The sequence below is a fragment of the Sphaerisporangium sp. NPDC005289 genome, assembly GCF_040607455.1.
Taxonomy (GTDB): Bacteria; Actinomycetota; Actinomycetes; order Streptosporangiales; family Streptosporangiaceae; genus Sphaerisporangium; species Sphaerisporangium rhizosphaerae.
The window spans coordinates 34,203-48,307 of record NZ_JBEXGS010000031.1 but is presented as its reverse complement, the minus strand read 5'-3'; the positions used below and the strand labels follow the sequence as shown (position 1 = coordinate 48,307).

Here is a 14,105-nt window from a genome sequence, read left to right as displayed (position 1 = left end):
CCGGTATCGTCCGCCTTCTCCGCACCTCCACCCCCAGGCCACGGCATGCCACCCCGTCCTGAGCACCACCCGTCCGCCTTCCCACGCCCGGTGGGCGGCTTGTGAACGCCGGGCGTCCGCGAGGCGGCGGAACGGCGCCGGGCAGGCCGGTCGGCGAGATCACCCGGGGCACCACGGGACACAACCGCCTGCGCCGCGCCGACCGCTGGACCTGTGCCGTCTACGGCCGACTGCTGGTCTCCGCGGACCGCCCGCTCGTGGTCGACCTCGGGTACGGGGCCTCGCACGTCACCACCTCCGAGCTGTTCACCCGCCTGCGCCGCGTCCGCCCCGACGTGCAGGTGGTGGGCATCGAGATCGACCCGGCCCGCGTCGCCGCGGCCAAACCGTTCGAGCGGCCGGGGCTGAGCTTCGTCCGGGGCGGGTTCGAGCTCCCCGTCGAGCGGCGGCCGCTGATCGTCCGGGCGTTCAACGTGCTCAGGCAGTACGACGAGGCGCAGGCCTGGCAGGCGTGGGACCTGCTGCGCTCACGCCTGGCCGCCGATGGCGTGATCATCGAGGGCACCTGCTCGGAGATCGGCCACCGGGCCGCGTGGGTGGCTCTGGACGCGCGGGGGCCGCGGACGGTGACGCTCTCGGCCCGGCTCGCGGGCTTCGAGCGCCCCTCCGACCTGGCCGAGCGGCTGCCGAAGACGCTCATCCACCGCAACGTGCCCGGGGAGCGCGTCCACGCCTTCCTGCGCGACTTCGACCACGCGTGGGCCCTCGCGGCGCCGTACGGGGCCTACGGCGCCCGCCCTCGGTGGACGGCCGCGGTGGAACGGCTGGCCGAGACCTGGCCCGTGGCGACCACACCGCCGCTCGGCGGCAGGCGGCGCCGGCGACTGGGCGAGGTCACCCTCCCCTGGACGGCCCTGGCCCCGGACGCCCGCCCCTCGGCCTGACCCCGAGCCCGCGTGTCCTCACCGAGCCCGCGCACGAGCGCGCCCGCTCGAGGACGCCGCCGCGTGCTACGCGCGCAGGCCGGCGAGCGCCGTCTCGAACGCCGCGTACGCCGGGGCGCCGAACAGCACGAACCGCGCCTCCACCACCGAGGTGGACGCCCGCAGCACCGTGGACAGGGCGATGCGGGCGGCGTCGTCCATCGGCCAGCCGTAGATGCCCGCCGACACGGCGGGGAAGGCGACGGTCTCGGCCTCCAGCTCGTCGGCGACGCGCAGGGACTCGGCGTAGCAGGAGGCGAGCAGGTGGGAGCGGTCCTGCGACCTGGCGTACACCGGCCCCACCGTGTGGATCACCCACCGGGCCGGCAGCCTGCCCGCCGTGGTGGCCACCGCCTGCCCCGTCGGCAGGCCCTTCTCGTACCGGGACGCGCGCAGCGCGCGGCACTCGCGCAGGATGTCCGGGCCGCCGCGCCGGTGGATGGCGCCGTCCACCCCTCCCCCGCCGAGCAGCGAGGAGTTCGCGGCGTTGACGATCGCGTCCACGCTCTGCTCGGTGATGTCACCCTGGACGAGGGTCAGCTCCATGCGCCCGCCTTTCGTGATCGGGCCGAAGTCCTGGAGCCGGGATGCCTCGAAAGGGCTCCTCACCGGCGACGGACGGACCGACGGGCAATCATTGTCTCCTCTACGGTTTAGGTTAAACCCTAATGTCGATAGGGGAGGGTTGATGTTCAGCCTCGGGGAGCAGGGCCCGGACCACGAGCTCGGCGAGCGGTACGAGGGCACGCCCGCGCGACGCGCGCTGACCGGCGTCGCCCGCCTCGCCGCCGCCGCGGTGGCCGCGGGGGTGCTGGTCGCGGGCCTGGCGCTGCCCGTGGTGGGCGGCGGGGGCGCGGCCGTGGTGCAGGCGTCGGACGAGCTGAACCTCAAACCGGCCGACCTGGTGGAGCCGCCGCTGGCGGAGAAGACCACCGTCCTGGACGCCAAGGGCAAGCCCATCGCCCAGTTCTGGGACGTCTACCGCGAGGTCGTGTCGCTCGACGCGGTGGCCGAGGTGATGAAGACGGCGATCGTCTCCATCGAGGACTACCGCTTCTACCAGCACGGCGCCATCGACCTGGAGGGCACGGCCCGCGCCCTGGCCCGCAACCTGCAGTCGGGCGGGGTGAGCCAGGGCGGCTCGAGCATCACCCAGCAGTACGTCAAGCAGGTGCTGCTCAACGCGGCCGTCACCGACAAGGAGAAGAAGAAGGCGCTGGAGGCCAGCTACGCGCGCAAGCTGAACGAACTGCGGTTCGCCATGGCCGTCGAGCAGAAGTACACCAAGGACGAGATCCTCGAGAAGTACCTGAACATCGCCTACTTCGGGGCGGGCGCCAACGGGGTGGAGGCCGCGGCCAAGCGGTTCTTCGGCGTGCACGCCTCCCACCTCAACCTGTGGCAGGCGGCGACGCTGGCCGGCGCGGTGCAACTGCCCACCGCCACCGACCCCGAGGGCGGCAAGAAGAACCGGCAGAGGCTGCTCGAGCGGCGCAACACCGTGCTCGACCGCATGGCCCAGCTCGGCAAGATCACCCCGGCGCAGGCCTCCGAGGCCAAGTCCAAGAAGCTCGGCTACAAGGGCACCCCGCTGCCCGGCAACTGCACGGCCAGCCCTTACCCGTACTTCTGCGTGTACCTGCGCGAGGAGTTCCTGCGCAACCCGGCCTTCGGCAAGACCGAGGAGGACCGCGCCCGGCTGCTCTACCGCGGCGGCCTGACGATCAAGTCCACTCTCGACCCGCGCATGCAGGCCGCGGCCGAGAAGGCCATCGAGAAGCACGTCTACGCCACCGACGGCCCGGTCGCCTCCGAGGCCCTGCTCCAGCCGGGCACCGGAGCGATCAAGGCGATGGCGGCCAGCCGGCCGTACGGCACCTCGGCCCGCAAGGGCGAGATGTCGTACAACATCGTGGCGGACACGGCGCACGGCGGCATCGGGGGCCTCCAGGCGGGCTCGACCTTCAAGACCTTCACGCTGATCACGGCGCTGAAGCAGGGCATGAAGATCAACGACGGCTTCACCGTCGGCAGCGGCTTCCGCGCGTCGGGGTACGGCGACTTCAAGAACTGCGCCGGCGGCCGCATCGGCGACCCGACGCACACCATCACCAACGACGAGGGCGGCGGCGGCTTCAAGACGCTGCAGACCGGCACCTGGAACTCCGTCAACACCTTCTTCCTGGAGCTGGAGCGCCGGGTCGGCCTGTGCCCCACCGTCCAGACCGCCAAGTCGCTGGGCATCAAGCGCGCCGACGGGGCCCCGCTGAAGGAGTTCGAGACCTTCACCCTCGGCATCAACGAGATGGACCCGGTGACCGTCGCCAACGCCTACGCCGCGATCGCCGCCCACGGGAAGTACTGCGCTCCCATGGTGATCACGCAGGTCACCGACCAGGCCGGCAAGGTCACCGACCACTCCCCCCGGTGCCGCCAGGCGCTGGAGCCCGCGATCGCCGACGCCACGGCGCACATCCTGTCCGGGGTGCTGACCAAGGGGACGATGCGGGCCGTGGGCGGCATCGGCCGCGACGCCGCCGGCAAGACCGGCACCAACGACGACCAGGCGAGCGCCTGGTTCGCCGGCTTCACCCCCGATCTCGCCGCCGCGGTCAGCCTCGGCGACCCGCGTGGCGCGATCGCGCACAAGCTGAACGGGGTCACCATCGGCGGGCGGTACTTCGGCGCGGTGTTCGGGGCGACCATCCCCGGCCCGATCTGGAAGGACACCTTCCTGGCCGCGCTGAAGGGCGTGGACCCGACGCCGTTCGCGCCGCTCGACACCGACCGGTTCGGCGGCTGCGGCGCCGAGTGCCTGCCCGACCGGCCCACCCCGGACGAGGACACCCCGCCGGGCGACGCCGTGGTCGTCACCCCTGGCGTGACCGAAAGCCGCTGACCCGGTGGGTAGGCCAGGCTCACCGTCCGGCCCTCTACGCGACGTAGTACTACTCGGGGTAGGCTTGTCCGCGTGAAGGGTCTCGGCGAGCTTGAACGCAGCATCATGGACATTCTGTGGGCGGAGGACGTCCCGTTGACCGCCAGGGAGGTCGGCCGTCTGATCGCCGACCGCGACCTCGCCCCCACGACCGTGATGACGGTGCTCGACCGGCTGACCCGCAAGGGCTTCCTCAACCGCACCCGCGACGGGCGCGCCTGGCGGTACGCTCCGGCGGCCGGCCGCGACGCGTACGTGGCGGAGCTTATGCTGGAAGCCCTCGACATGACCGGTGACCGCTCGGCGGCGCTCACGCGCTTCGCCCAGACGGTCTCGGGCTCCGAGGCCGACATTCTCCGCAGAGCACTCACGGAGCTGGAAGAGGAAGAGTGATCGCAGCCGCCGTCCTTGCCGCGCTCGCCACGGCGTGCGCGCTCGGGGCATGGCGGCTCACGTTCGCCCGGTGGCCGTGGCGGGCCCCCCGGTCGGCCATCCTGCTCTGGCAGTCGCTCGGCGTGACGTGGGGTCTGGCCAGCGTCGGCGCGTTGCTGGCCTACGCGTTGGAGCCGTACGGCGCGGGGGTGCTGTACGGGCTGCACACCTTCGCCGACTCGGCGATCTCCCTCGGCATGGGCCACGGCCTGCTCCGCCCCGCGGACCTGCCGCGCCTGGCCGCGCTCGCCGCGGGCCTGAGCCTGCTGGCGGTGCTGGTCGTGGTGCTGCTCGCCGCCGGCGCCACGACGCTGCGCGCCCGCCGGCGCCACCGCGTGCTGCTCGCCCTCATCGCCCACGACGACCCGGGAGTGCCGGGCGTGCGCATCGTCGACCACCCGGGCGCCGCCGCGTACTGCCTGCCGGGCCTGCGATCGGAGGTCGTCGTCAGCGCGGGCACGCTGTCGCTGCTCAGCCAGGACGAGCTCACCGCCGTGCTGGCCCACGAGGCGGCCCACGTCCGCGAGCGGCACGACCTGGTCCTGCTGCCGTTCACCGCGCTCAGCTGGGCCCTGCCGTGGCTCGGCGTGGTGCGCAACGCGCACTCCTCGGTCGCCCTGCTGGTCGAGATGGCCGCCGACGACCGCGCCCGCCGCTACTGCTCGCCGCGCCGCCTGGCGACGGCGCTGCTGCGTTTCGGTACGGCCGGGGCGGTGCCGGCCCCTGACGGCGCCCTCGGCGCGGGCAGCGACCACGTGATGGCCCGGGTGAACCGGCTGGTCAAGCCGGGCGCCACGCTTCCCCGGCGGGTCCGCTACAGCCTGGTGACGTTCTCGGTGCTGCTGTCGGCCTCCGCTCCGCTGCTCTGGATGTATCCCGGCTGACCCCCGACGCGCTTGCTGGCGTTCGCCATAGTGTTTGCATTTGCAAGCAGCGCGACGCATACTGGAGGCATGGAACTACCGAAGGTCGGCTCGATCGGTGAGTACATCCGCGATCAGCGGACGCAGGCGAAGATCTCGCTGCGCCAACTCGCCTCGCAGGCGGGGGTGTCCAACCCCTACCTGAGCCAGATCGAACGCGGGCTGCGCAAGCCGAGCGCGGAGATCCTGAACCAGATCGCCAAGGGCCTGCGCATCTCTTCGCAGGCGCTGTACGTCCAGGCCGGTCTCATCGAGGAACGCGAGCCGGACAGCGATGTGCTGGCCGCCATCCGCGTCGACCGCACTCTCACCGAGCGGCAACGCCAGGTGCTGACCGATATCTACGAGTCGTTCCGCAAGGAGAACCGAGCCGAGGCTCCGCCCGAAGCCGAGCAGTCCGCCGAGACCGCCCGCTCCGAGCCGGAACCCCGAGAGGTCGACGCGGTTCCCGTGGAGGAGGCCGCGACCTCCTCGCCGAACGGCCGCATCCAACCAGAATCCAAGGAAGGTTGACCCATGCCTCTCAACGACGAGGTCAAGAAGCTCGCCGAGTCCAAGCCGTTCTACGCCGTCGCCGGCGCGGGCGACTTCGCGGTCGAGAAGCTCCGTGAGCTGCCCGAGCAGCTCCACCGCCTGCAGTCGCGGCGGTCCGAGGTCGGCGCCGTCGCGCGCGACCTGCCCACCATGGCCAAGAAGTACGCCAGCGACGTGCAGGTCAAGGCCGAGGCCGTCGCCAAGGACTTCCCCGAGAAGGCCAAGGAGTACGCCGACACCATCAGCGCCAAGGCCGTGCTGCTCTACGACCAGTTCGCCGACCGCGGCCGCAAGGTCGTCAGCCGGGTGACCGGCGAGGCCGCCCTGGAGCTGGAGGAGGTCTCCACCTCCGCCGAGCCGGCGATCGCCTCCCGTCCGGCCGGCCCTCGCAGGACCACCCGCACCACCGGCTCCGGCACCAAGGCTTGAGCCACCCGCTTCCGCGCCCGTCCCGGAACTCCGGGGCGGGCTTGGTGCGTTCACGGGACGGGACGGCGTCCGCCAGGCCCCCGGCCGGGCTAGGCTGAAGCCGGCCGTTCATATGACCCCCTGGGAGAGGCGATGTTCGAGATTCACAGTTTCCTGGATCTCATTTTCTGGGTGCTCGCCATCGCGGCCTTCGGCATGTGCGGGTGGGCCCTCTTCCACGCCATCCGCACTCCCGCCCGCGCGTTCGCCATCGCCGGCAAGCTGAGCAAGAAGCTCTGGCTGCTGTTCCTGAGCCTGGCGACCCTGTTCACCTTCGCCGCCGTGGTCGGGTACGCCGGGCTGACGGCCATCAGCTTCTTCACGATCATCTCGGTCATCGCCTCCGGGGTGTACCTGGCCGACGTCAAGCCGGCCGTGGGCGAGATCGGCCGGGGCGGCCGCGGCGGCAACAACGGCCCGTACGGCCCCTGGTGACCGCGCCGGTCGGCCACCGGGGTTGTCCGGGTTTGTTGGCCGTTGATCAGGCGTGGGCGTTCCCATAACGGCTGTCGGCGCCTACCGCTAGGCTGACGCCCCATGGTGGATCTCCTTCGTCGATGCGCGCTCGCGGCCGCGCTGGGCCTGCTCGTGACCGCCCCGGCCGCCCACGCCGAGGCCGCGGACGGCGTGAGCAAGGCCGACGTCACCGTGGAGCTGCGGCCCGGCGGCGTCCTGCACGTCAAGGAGCAGATCACCTACACCGGCCAGGTCCGGCGCACGCTGCTCACCCACACCCGCTACGACGACGCCAACGACCGCGTCTACCGCGTCACCGGCTTCAAGGGCGAGGGCGCCCTCGCCGGCGACACCATCACCCTCGGCGGCAAGGGCACGGCCACCATCGAGTACGACGTGGCCGGCGCCGTCACCCCGGTCGGCGGCGGCGAGGAACTGCGCTGGTACGCCGTCAACGGCTGGTCGGCCCCCGTCCAGCAGGCCCTGGTCCGGCTGAGCGGCCCCGCCCCCCTGCAGTCCCTCTCATGCTTCGCCGGCGACCTCACCGCGGCCACCGGCTGCACCGCCGCCTCCATGGACGAGAGCGGCACGCGCGCCGAGTTCGAGCAGCAGGGGCTCGGCCCCGGCCAGGCGCTCACCGTGGTGGCCGGCTTCCCCGCGGGCGCCAGCGGGGGCAGGCCGATCCTCGAGCGGCGCTTCGAACTGTCCAACGCCTTCACCCTCAACCCGGTCACCGGCGGCGCGCTCGGCGGGCTGCTGGTGCTGCTGCTCGGCGGCGTCGCGCTGCTCTACTGGACCCGCGGCCGGGACGCCCGCGTCATCGACCACGAGGCCGGCGCCCCGGTCACCACGCTGCGCGACGGCCACTTCTCCCCGCCCGACGGCGTCCGCCCCGGGCAGGTCGGCACGCTGATCGACGAGCAGGCCGACGTGATCGACGTGACGGCCACCATCGTCGACCTCGCCGTCCGCGGCTACGTCCACATCGAGGAGCAGCCGCGCGGCGCCTACGACGCGCCCGACTGGCGGCTGGTCAAGGTCGCGGGCGCGCCCATGGACGACCTGCTCGACTACGAGCGGGCACTGCACATGGCGATCTTCGACGGCCGCGACGCGGTGCTGCTGTCGGAGCTGCACGGCTCGTTCACGGCCGGGCTCGGCAAGGTGCGCGACGCGCTCTACCGCGATGTCGTCGCCCAGGGCTGGTTCGCCAGGCGGCCCGACTCCGTGCGCACCCGCTGGACCACCGTCGGGGTGGTGGTCACGGTGCTCGGCGTGCTGGCCACGGTGCTGCTGGCCTGGTTCACCACCTACGGCCTGATCGGCTTGGCCCTGATCATCGCCGGGGCGGCGCTGTCGGTGGGCGGGCAGTACATGCCGGCCAAGACCGCGCGCGGCTCCTCCGCCCTCGCCCACACCCTGGGCTTTCGCGACTACCTCGCCTCCGGTGAGATCGGCGAGGTGCCCCCGGCCCAGCGCATCGAGCTTTTCTCGCGCTACCTGCCCTACGCCGTGGTCTTCGACAACGTCGACCGCTGGGCGCGCGTGGTGGGCTCGCTGAACGGCAACGGCACGCGGGCCGACCACCTGTACTGGTACCACGGCCCGGCCGAGTGGGACCTGTCGAAGTTCGCCGACTCCATGCGCACGTTCACGCTGACCACCTCCGGCGCCATCTCCACCTCCCGCCAGTTCCGCGGCGCCATCTGACCTCCTCCCGGTGCGCGCCGCCCGGCGTGCGCCGCCGCGGGCGAGGCCGTGCGGGCGGTCACACCGGGCCGCGGACGCGGACCTCGCCGACGGGGCGCCCGCCGCCGAACTGCGGCGGAGTGGCCAGCGCGGTGAGCTCCGCGGCCTCCAGACCGAGCCCCAGCGCGCGCAGCGTGGCGACCGTCACCGGGACCCGGGCGCGCGCGTTGCCGTCCTCGATCTTGATGGTGGCCGCGTGGCCGTCGTCGAAGGCGAACGCGTCGAACCCCTCGGCGCCCGACTTGACCATGAGTCCGGGGACGGCCCGCATCAGCGTGGCCTCCGGGCGGGTGGTGCCCGAGGTCCATTCGGGGTAGGCGCGCATCGCGTCGGCGACGCGCCGCTCGTGGCCGCCCGGCTCGGCCAGCGCGAGGGCGCGGAACGCCCGGGCGATGCCGGCCATCGAGGAGAAGAACAGCGGCGCGCCGCAGCCGTCCACGCCGGTGGCGGCGACCCGCTCGCCGGTCAGCTCCTCGGCGGTGGCGCGGATGGCCCGCTGCAGCGGGTGGGCGGGGTGGAGGTAGTCGGAGGTGCGCCAGCCGTTGACCACGCAGGTGGCCAGCATGGCCGCGTGCTTGCCCGAGCAGTTCATGGTGAGCCTGGCCGGGCCGCCGCCCGCGCGCAGCACGCGGTGCGCGGTCGCGACGTCGAGCGGGAGGTCCTCGGGGCACTGCAGGGCCGACTCGTCCAAGCCCGCGACGGCCAGGATCTTCAGCACGCCCTCCAGGTGGAAGTCCTCACCGGAGTGGCTGGAGCACGCCAGCGCCAGCAGCTCACCGTCCAACTCCAGCCCGGCGCGAAGCATGCCGACCGCCTGAATGGGCTTCATCGACGAGCGCGGCGAGGCCGCGGCGGCGACGTCCCCGTGGACGACGGCGGTCTTGCCCTCGGCGTCCACGGCGAACACCCAGGCCCGGTGGACCGACTCGACGAACCCCGAACGAACGACTTCCACGATCAACGGCGCAACGGACACGTCATCTCCTCTCGCACATGAGTCTACGGACGGACGATCAGTGCCGTTCATCCGGCGACCATTCGGCGCCGGCACGCGGACGGCTTGCCCGGCGTACCCACGATGTGGACCTTGACGCGCGACGGCGGGACGCGGCTGACCGGCCCGCCGCACCCGGCCGAGAGCGCGAGCGACCGGCGTCCGCGCCTCGCCGAGAAGCGGGTCACCGGCCGGGCGCACCTCGCCGGGGGTCCAGGTGACCGGCGCCCGCGCCTCGCCGAGGGCGCGGCGGGGTTCGCGGGGGTCCACAGGCGGTGGAAGAATCGGGGACCATGCGCGCCGTTGTCCAGAGGGTCGGTTCCGCCTCCGTGGTCGTCGACGGGCGGACCGTCGGAGCCATCGACGAGCCCGGCCTGCTCGTGCTGGTCGGCGTGACCCACGACGACGGCCCCGCCCATGCGGCCAAGCTCGCCGCCAAGCTGTGGGGCCTGCGCATCCTGTCCGGCGAGAAGTCCTGCTCCGACATCGGCGCCCCCCTGCTGGTGGTCAGCCAGTTCACCCTCTACGGCGACGCGCGCAAGGGCCGCCGGCCGACCTGGCAGGCGGCGGCGCCCGGGCCGGTCGCCGAGCCGCTGGTCGAGGCCGTCGTGGCCGAGTTGCGCGCGCTCGGCGCCCGGGTGGAGACCGGCGTGTTCGGCGCCGACATGAAGGTCGCGCTGGTCAACGACGGCCCCATCACACTCGTCATCGACATCTGACACCACCCACCCGGTCCGGGCCGGCGGAACCCCGGTCGGCCCGAGCACGACAGCCCGCCGCAGGCGACCTCCCGCCGAGGGCGACGTCCGGCCGGGGCTTCAGGGGGCCCGGTGGCAATGAGGAAAAGGTCTCCTGGTCAGCCTGTGCTTTGTGTGAGACGGGCTTCACGGTCATGGGTGCTTCGCGGAGCGAACCGTCCCGTGGCGATCAGGATCACGACGAGCGCGAGCGGCACGATCCACCCGCTCCAGCCGAGGACCGTCGCCTGCGTGGTGTCGACGTGCTCGCCGGCCCTGGCGAACAGGAGGTAGGTCCCGCCCGCCCCATTGAACGCGGCATGCGCGAGGGCCGCGGGCCACACCAACCCCGATCGCAGCCGCAGCCAGCCGAAGACCGTGCCGACCAGGATGCACATGCCGACCATCATGGTCACGCCGAGCCAGCCCGGCGCATCCGGGTAGTTGTACCCGAGGAGAATGAGCGGAGCGTGCCAGAGGCCCCAGATCACGCCCGAGATCAGGAGGGCTGGGAGTGTACCGAGCGGCATCAGTTTCGGCAGCAGCCACCCTCGCCACCCGAGTTCCTCGCCCAGCGCAGGGATGAGGTTGATGAACGCCGCCAAGGGGAGTGTGGCGAGCTGGATGACGATGAGCGCGCCGATCGGTATCGGGATTTCGGCCACTCCCGCGGCGCCCGCCTGCTCGTCGAGGACCTGCTGGAAGGCGGAGAAGTTCACGAAATCTGCCGGGTAGACCCCCAGCAGCGCGCCGACCGGGAGCGCCACCAGGACGAGCGCGATGGACACGATGATCCCCAACGCCGCGTAGCCGAGCAGGCTCCGGACCGGTCGCAACGGCCACAGTCCGAGCGTCCACGTCTTGTGCTGCGGCCGCTCGACGAAGAACACGACGACGAGGGCGGCGATCGCGGGGGTCATCATCGTCGCGGCGGCCACGAGGGTGAAATAGGGGCTGGCGAGTCCGTCACCGAACCAGAGCGGGAGCGCGAGGAGCCAGGCGAGCGCGAACGCCAGGATGGTGAACACACCGATGGATCGCAGATCGCGGCCGCTCATGCGGGGTCCGCCCCGGGGCGTGGCCGTCTTCGCTCCGCCCGGAGATTCGATGGTCACGAAGTCTGCCTTTCGAGGATGTGCAGACCGGCGATGGTGCGGTCGTCGCGGAACGCGATGCGTGCCGTGTAGTCGCCCGCCTCCAACGCGAGCGGCGTGTTCGTGATCGTCACGTCGCCGGCCCGGGTGACCTCAGGCTCTCCGAACCCCTCGAAGGCTCCCGACAGGCCGACGATCTGCGCCCACGCGGCCGCGAGCGCGTCCTCCGACAGGCCATCGCGCATGCTCGGGTCGAACTGCTCGGTGACCCGCGCCCATCGCCCGGATGCGAGGTCCTCGATCACCAAGGCGGCCAGTTCTGCGACGCCGGGCAGGGGCGTGGTGTTCATGGATTCTCCTGTTCGTGGATCGATCGGTCTGCCGTAGCGCTGAAACGCCGCCTGCCGGCTCACGCCGAGCGCATCACCGATGACCTGCCACGTGGCGCCGTTCTGGCGCGCCTGCTGCACGACGGCACGCACGACGTCATCGGCGGCCGCCTGAATGCTCACGGCGCGCCCTATCGAGTCGGCCCAGTCGTCGCTCCTCGTCAGGACACGCGAGGCGAGGAACGCCTCCATGCGTGCCTTCAAGGCCCGCACCGCCTCTGTCAACATCTCTCGCACTCGTAAACCATAGCTTTACAAACGGGCTGCGCGTCAAGAGGGATTGCTGGGACCATCTGGCTGGAGTCGAACGGTAGCGAGCGTTTTAGCAGCTCAGAGCATTGACCTTGCGATGCCCCGGTCCGCGGCGATTCCCGGATTCACTGCGGACCGGGGCATCGGGTCCACGGCGCGCATGGCGTCGGCCGGGGTCGGCACTCGCGGCAACGTCGACAAGCGCGCGGCTTTGACGAACCGGCCGGTGTGATCGGTGCCGGTCACCGCGCCTGAACGCGAGCGGCACGGCGAACCGGTCCGGCACCGACCCACCGCGGTGACCGAACGGAGACGTCAGCCGGGGGATCTTTCGTTACCGCAGGTCAGACGCGACTTCGTGGAAAATTTCTCTATTGCTACCGGGACCTCTTCAGCGGATGCGGCGGCGCAGAGCGGGGTCGATGGTGACGTTGCGCCCGGCGTCCGGCGGCACCACGACCTCCTGGGTGGCGGCGACCCCGCCGGCCAGCAGCGCGATGTCCACCGGCACGGTGCGCTTCACCACGGCCAGCGCGATGGGGCCGAGCTCGTGGTGGCGGACGGCGGTGCCGACGAAGCCGACCTGCCCCGGCTCGGCGGCGCCCTCCACCGCGGCCTCCGGGTCGGCCTCGCGCGGCGAGCCGACGCCGAACGTCACCGGCGCCCCGTGCGGCGGCAGGGTGTCGACGCTGCCGTCCAGGTGCAGGAAGACCAGGCGGCGCGGCGGGTGGCCGAGGTTGTGCACCCGTGCGACGGTCTCCTGCCCGCGGTAGCACCCCTTGGACAGGTGGACGGCCGAGCCGATCCAGCCGACCTCGTGCGGGATCGTCTTGTGGTCGGTCTCGAAGCCCTCGCGGGGAAGGTGCGCCTCGACGCGCAGCGCCTCGTAGGCCCACAGGCCCGCCGGGCGCAGGCCGAGCTCGGCCGGGAGCCCGGCCAGCCGTTCGCGCGGGACCAGCAGGTCGCCGCCGATGGCGATCGCCCCCTCGGGCGCGGACACGGCGGCGCCCTCGTCTCCCGCGCCCGGGGCCCGGACCGTGACGACCGCGTACGCGGAGGTCAGGTCGTCGACCTCGACGCGCATCATGAACCGCATCTTCAGCAGGAAGGCGATGAGCGCGGCCGAGGTGCCGGGCTCCACGTGGGCCCAGAGCGACTCGCCGTCGTCGACCAGGGTGAGATGGTGCTCCAGCCTGCCCTGCGGGTCGAGGAACAGCGTCTGCGACGGGGTGCCCGGCGGGAGCGTGTCGACCTTCTGCGAGGTGAGGCTGTTGATCCAGCCGAGCCGGTCGGGGCCGGAGATCCGCAGGACGTCGCGGTTGCCGCGGTCGACGAGGGCCCGCCCTTCGGCCAGCGCGCGTTGCTCGGCGTACGGCTCGCCGTAGTGGGCGGCCACGGCGTGGTCGGGAGACTCGGCGGCGACCGCGCCTGGCGTGTCAAGCAGAGGGCTACGCATGCCCCAAGGTTATTGCGCCGGGCAGGTCGCGGGGACCTTCAGGACCGGCAGTCGCGGCAGCGGCCGAAGACGGTCAGGTGGTGGACGTCGGTCTCGAAGCCGAGCTGGTCGTTGAGCGTGGTCACCAGGCCGTCGACCATCTCGGGACGGACCTCGGTGATCTGGCCGCACCCCCGGCAGACCAGGTGGACGTGGTCGGCCTTGCTCGCCAGGTGGTAGGTGGGCGCGCCGTGGCCGAGATGGGTGTGGGTGACCATGCCCAGCTCTTCGAGCAGTTCCAGCGTGCGGTAGACGGTGGAGATGTTGACGCCTCTCGCGGTCTCCTGCACCTGCCCGCAGATGTCCTCAGGAGTGGCGTGTCCGAGCCGGGTCACCGCCTCCAGCACCAACTGCCGTTGCGGAGTCACCCGGTATCCGCGCGCGCGCAACTCCTCGTGCCATGTCCCGGTCATGGAATGAGTCTACGAGCAGCGGAGGGAAGCAACGCCGGTGTAACCGGTTGCGGCCCGCCGTAAATAATCGCTTGCCCCCGCGCCGGAGGCTCGCATAGCGTACGAAGCACGCAGAAGGGAGGTGGTCCAAACAATGGTTAGTCATTATTGGGCTAGCGAGGTGGCTGTCCGCTAGGACATCGCCCATCGGGACCTTCGTCCAGATGATGTCGTGCCCTCCCGGGCACCGGCGACGTCCGGCGAATCCA

15 protein-coding genes are annotated in these 14,105 nt (G+C 71.9%); 9 read left to right on the top strand and 6 right to left on the bottom strand.

Annotation, left to right across the window (positions count from 1 at the left end; genetic code table 11):
- Window positions 1–101: 101 nt before the first annotated feature.
- Entirely contained in the window at window positions 102–944 is an 843-nt protein-coding gene (locus ABZT47_RS36030; protein WP_354852319.1) for a class I SAM-dependent methyltransferase, read from the top strand.
- A gap of 66 nt (window positions 945–1,010) precedes the next feature.
- On the opposite strand, the gene ABZT47_RS36025 is transcribed toward ABZT47_RS36030, so the two are convergent.
- Window positions 1,011–1,529: an O-acetyl-ADP-ribose deacetylase gene (locus ABZT47_RS36025; protein WP_354852317.1), complete on the bottom strand. Its 519-nt coding sequence runs from the start codon at window positions 1,527–1,529 to the stop codon at window positions 1,011–1,013.
- 142 nt (window positions 1,530–1,671) lie between these two features.
- On the opposite strand from ABZT47_RS36025, the gene ABZT47_RS36020 reads away from it, so the two are divergent.
- From ABZT47_RS36020 to ABZT47_RS35990, 7 genes are all read left to right on the top strand, one after another.
- Complete coding sequence (locus tag ABZT47_RS36020) at window positions 1,672–3,882, top strand: transglycosylase domain-containing protein (RefSeq protein ID WP_354852315.1); 2,211 nt, start codon at window positions 1,672–1,674, stop codon at window positions 3,880–3,882.
- 72 nt (window positions 3,883–3,954) lie between these two features.
- Entirely contained in the window at window positions 3,955–4,314 is a 360-nt protein-coding gene (locus ABZT47_RS36015) for a BlaI/MecI/CopY family transcriptional regulator (RefSeq protein ID WP_354852313.1), read from the top strand.
- Window positions 4,311–5,237, top strand: coding sequence for a M56 family metallopeptidase (locus ABZT47_RS36010; protein WP_354852311.1), 927 nt, complete (start codon window positions 4,311–4,313; stop codon window positions 5,235–5,237). Before ABZT47_RS36015 ends, ABZT47_RS36010 begins: the two co-directional genes overlap by 4 nt.
- A gap of 69 nt (window positions 5,238–5,306) precedes the next feature.
- On the top strand, window positions 5,307–5,789 hold the full coding sequence (locus ABZT47_RS36005) for a helix-turn-helix domain-containing protein (RefSeq protein WP_354852309.1): 483 nt from the start codon (window positions 5,307–5,309) through the stop codon (window positions 5,787–5,789).
- A 3-nt stretch (window positions 5,790–5,792) separates the two neighbouring features.
- Window positions 5,793–6,239, top strand: a complete 447-nt coding sequence (locus ABZT47_RS36000) for a hypothetical protein (protein ID WP_354852307.1) — start codon at window positions 5,793–5,795, stop codon at window positions 6,237–6,239.
- 132 nt (window positions 6,240–6,371) lie between these two features.
- Complete coding sequence (locus ABZT47_RS35995; protein ID WP_354852305.1) at window positions 6,372–6,713, top strand: DUF2516 family protein; 342 nt, start codon at window positions 6,372–6,374, stop codon at window positions 6,711–6,713.
- Window positions 6,714–6,815: 102 nt separating this feature from the next.
- Window positions 6,816–8,444, top strand: coding sequence for a DUF2207 domain-containing protein (locus tag ABZT47_RS35990; protein ID WP_354852303.1), 1,629 nt, complete (start codon window positions 6,816–6,818; stop codon window positions 8,442–8,444).
- Window positions 8,445–8,502: 58 nt separating this feature from the next.
- Here ABZT47_RS35990 and ABZT47_RS35985 read toward each other — a convergent pair whose 3' ends face one another.
- The gene (locus ABZT47_RS35985) at window positions 8,503–9,459 is read right to left on the bottom strand and encodes an asparaginase (RefSeq protein ID WP_354852301.1); all 957 of its coding nucleotides are present in this window, start codon (window positions 9,457–9,459) and stop codon (window positions 8,503–8,505) included.
- A gap of 311 nt (window positions 9,460–9,770) precedes the next feature.
- On the opposite strand from ABZT47_RS35985, the gene dtd reads away from it, so the two are divergent.
- On the top strand, window positions 9,771–10,196 hold the full coding sequence (gene dtd, locus ABZT47_RS35980; protein WP_354852300.1) for a D-aminoacyl-tRNA deacylase: 426 nt from the start codon (window positions 9,771–9,773) through the stop codon (window positions 10,194–10,196).
- A 137-nt stretch (window positions 10,197–10,333) separates the two neighbouring features.
- On the opposite strand, the gene ABZT47_RS35975 is transcribed toward dtd, so the two are convergent.
- From ABZT47_RS35975 to ABZT47_RS35960, 4 genes are all read right to left on the bottom strand, one after another.
- Window positions 10,334–11,272, bottom strand: coding sequence for a CPBP family intramembrane glutamic endopeptidase (locus ABZT47_RS35975; protein ID WP_354852417.1), 939 nt, complete (start codon window positions 11,270–11,272; stop codon window positions 10,334–10,336).
- Between the two features lie 53 nt (window positions 11,273–11,325).
- Window positions 11,326–11,889, bottom strand: a complete 564-nt coding sequence (locus ABZT47_RS35970; protein ID WP_354852416.1) for a DUF3887 domain-containing protein — start codon at window positions 11,887–11,889, stop codon at window positions 11,326–11,328.
- Between the two features lie 451 nt (window positions 11,890–12,340).
- Window positions 12,341–13,405 carry a folate-binding protein gene (locus ABZT47_RS35965; protein ID WP_354852298.1) on the bottom strand — a complete coding sequence of 355 codons (1,065 nt, stop codon included), beginning with the start codon at window positions 13,403–13,405 and terminating at the stop codon, window positions 12,341–12,343.
- A gap of 38 nt (window positions 13,406–13,443) precedes the next feature.
- The gene (locus tag ABZT47_RS35960) at window positions 13,444–13,857 is read right to left on the bottom strand and encodes a Fur family transcriptional regulator (protein ID WP_354852296.1); all 414 of its coding nucleotides are present in this window, start codon (window positions 13,855–13,857) and stop codon (window positions 13,444–13,446) included.
- Between the last annotated feature and the right edge of the window lie 248 nt (window positions 13,858–14,105).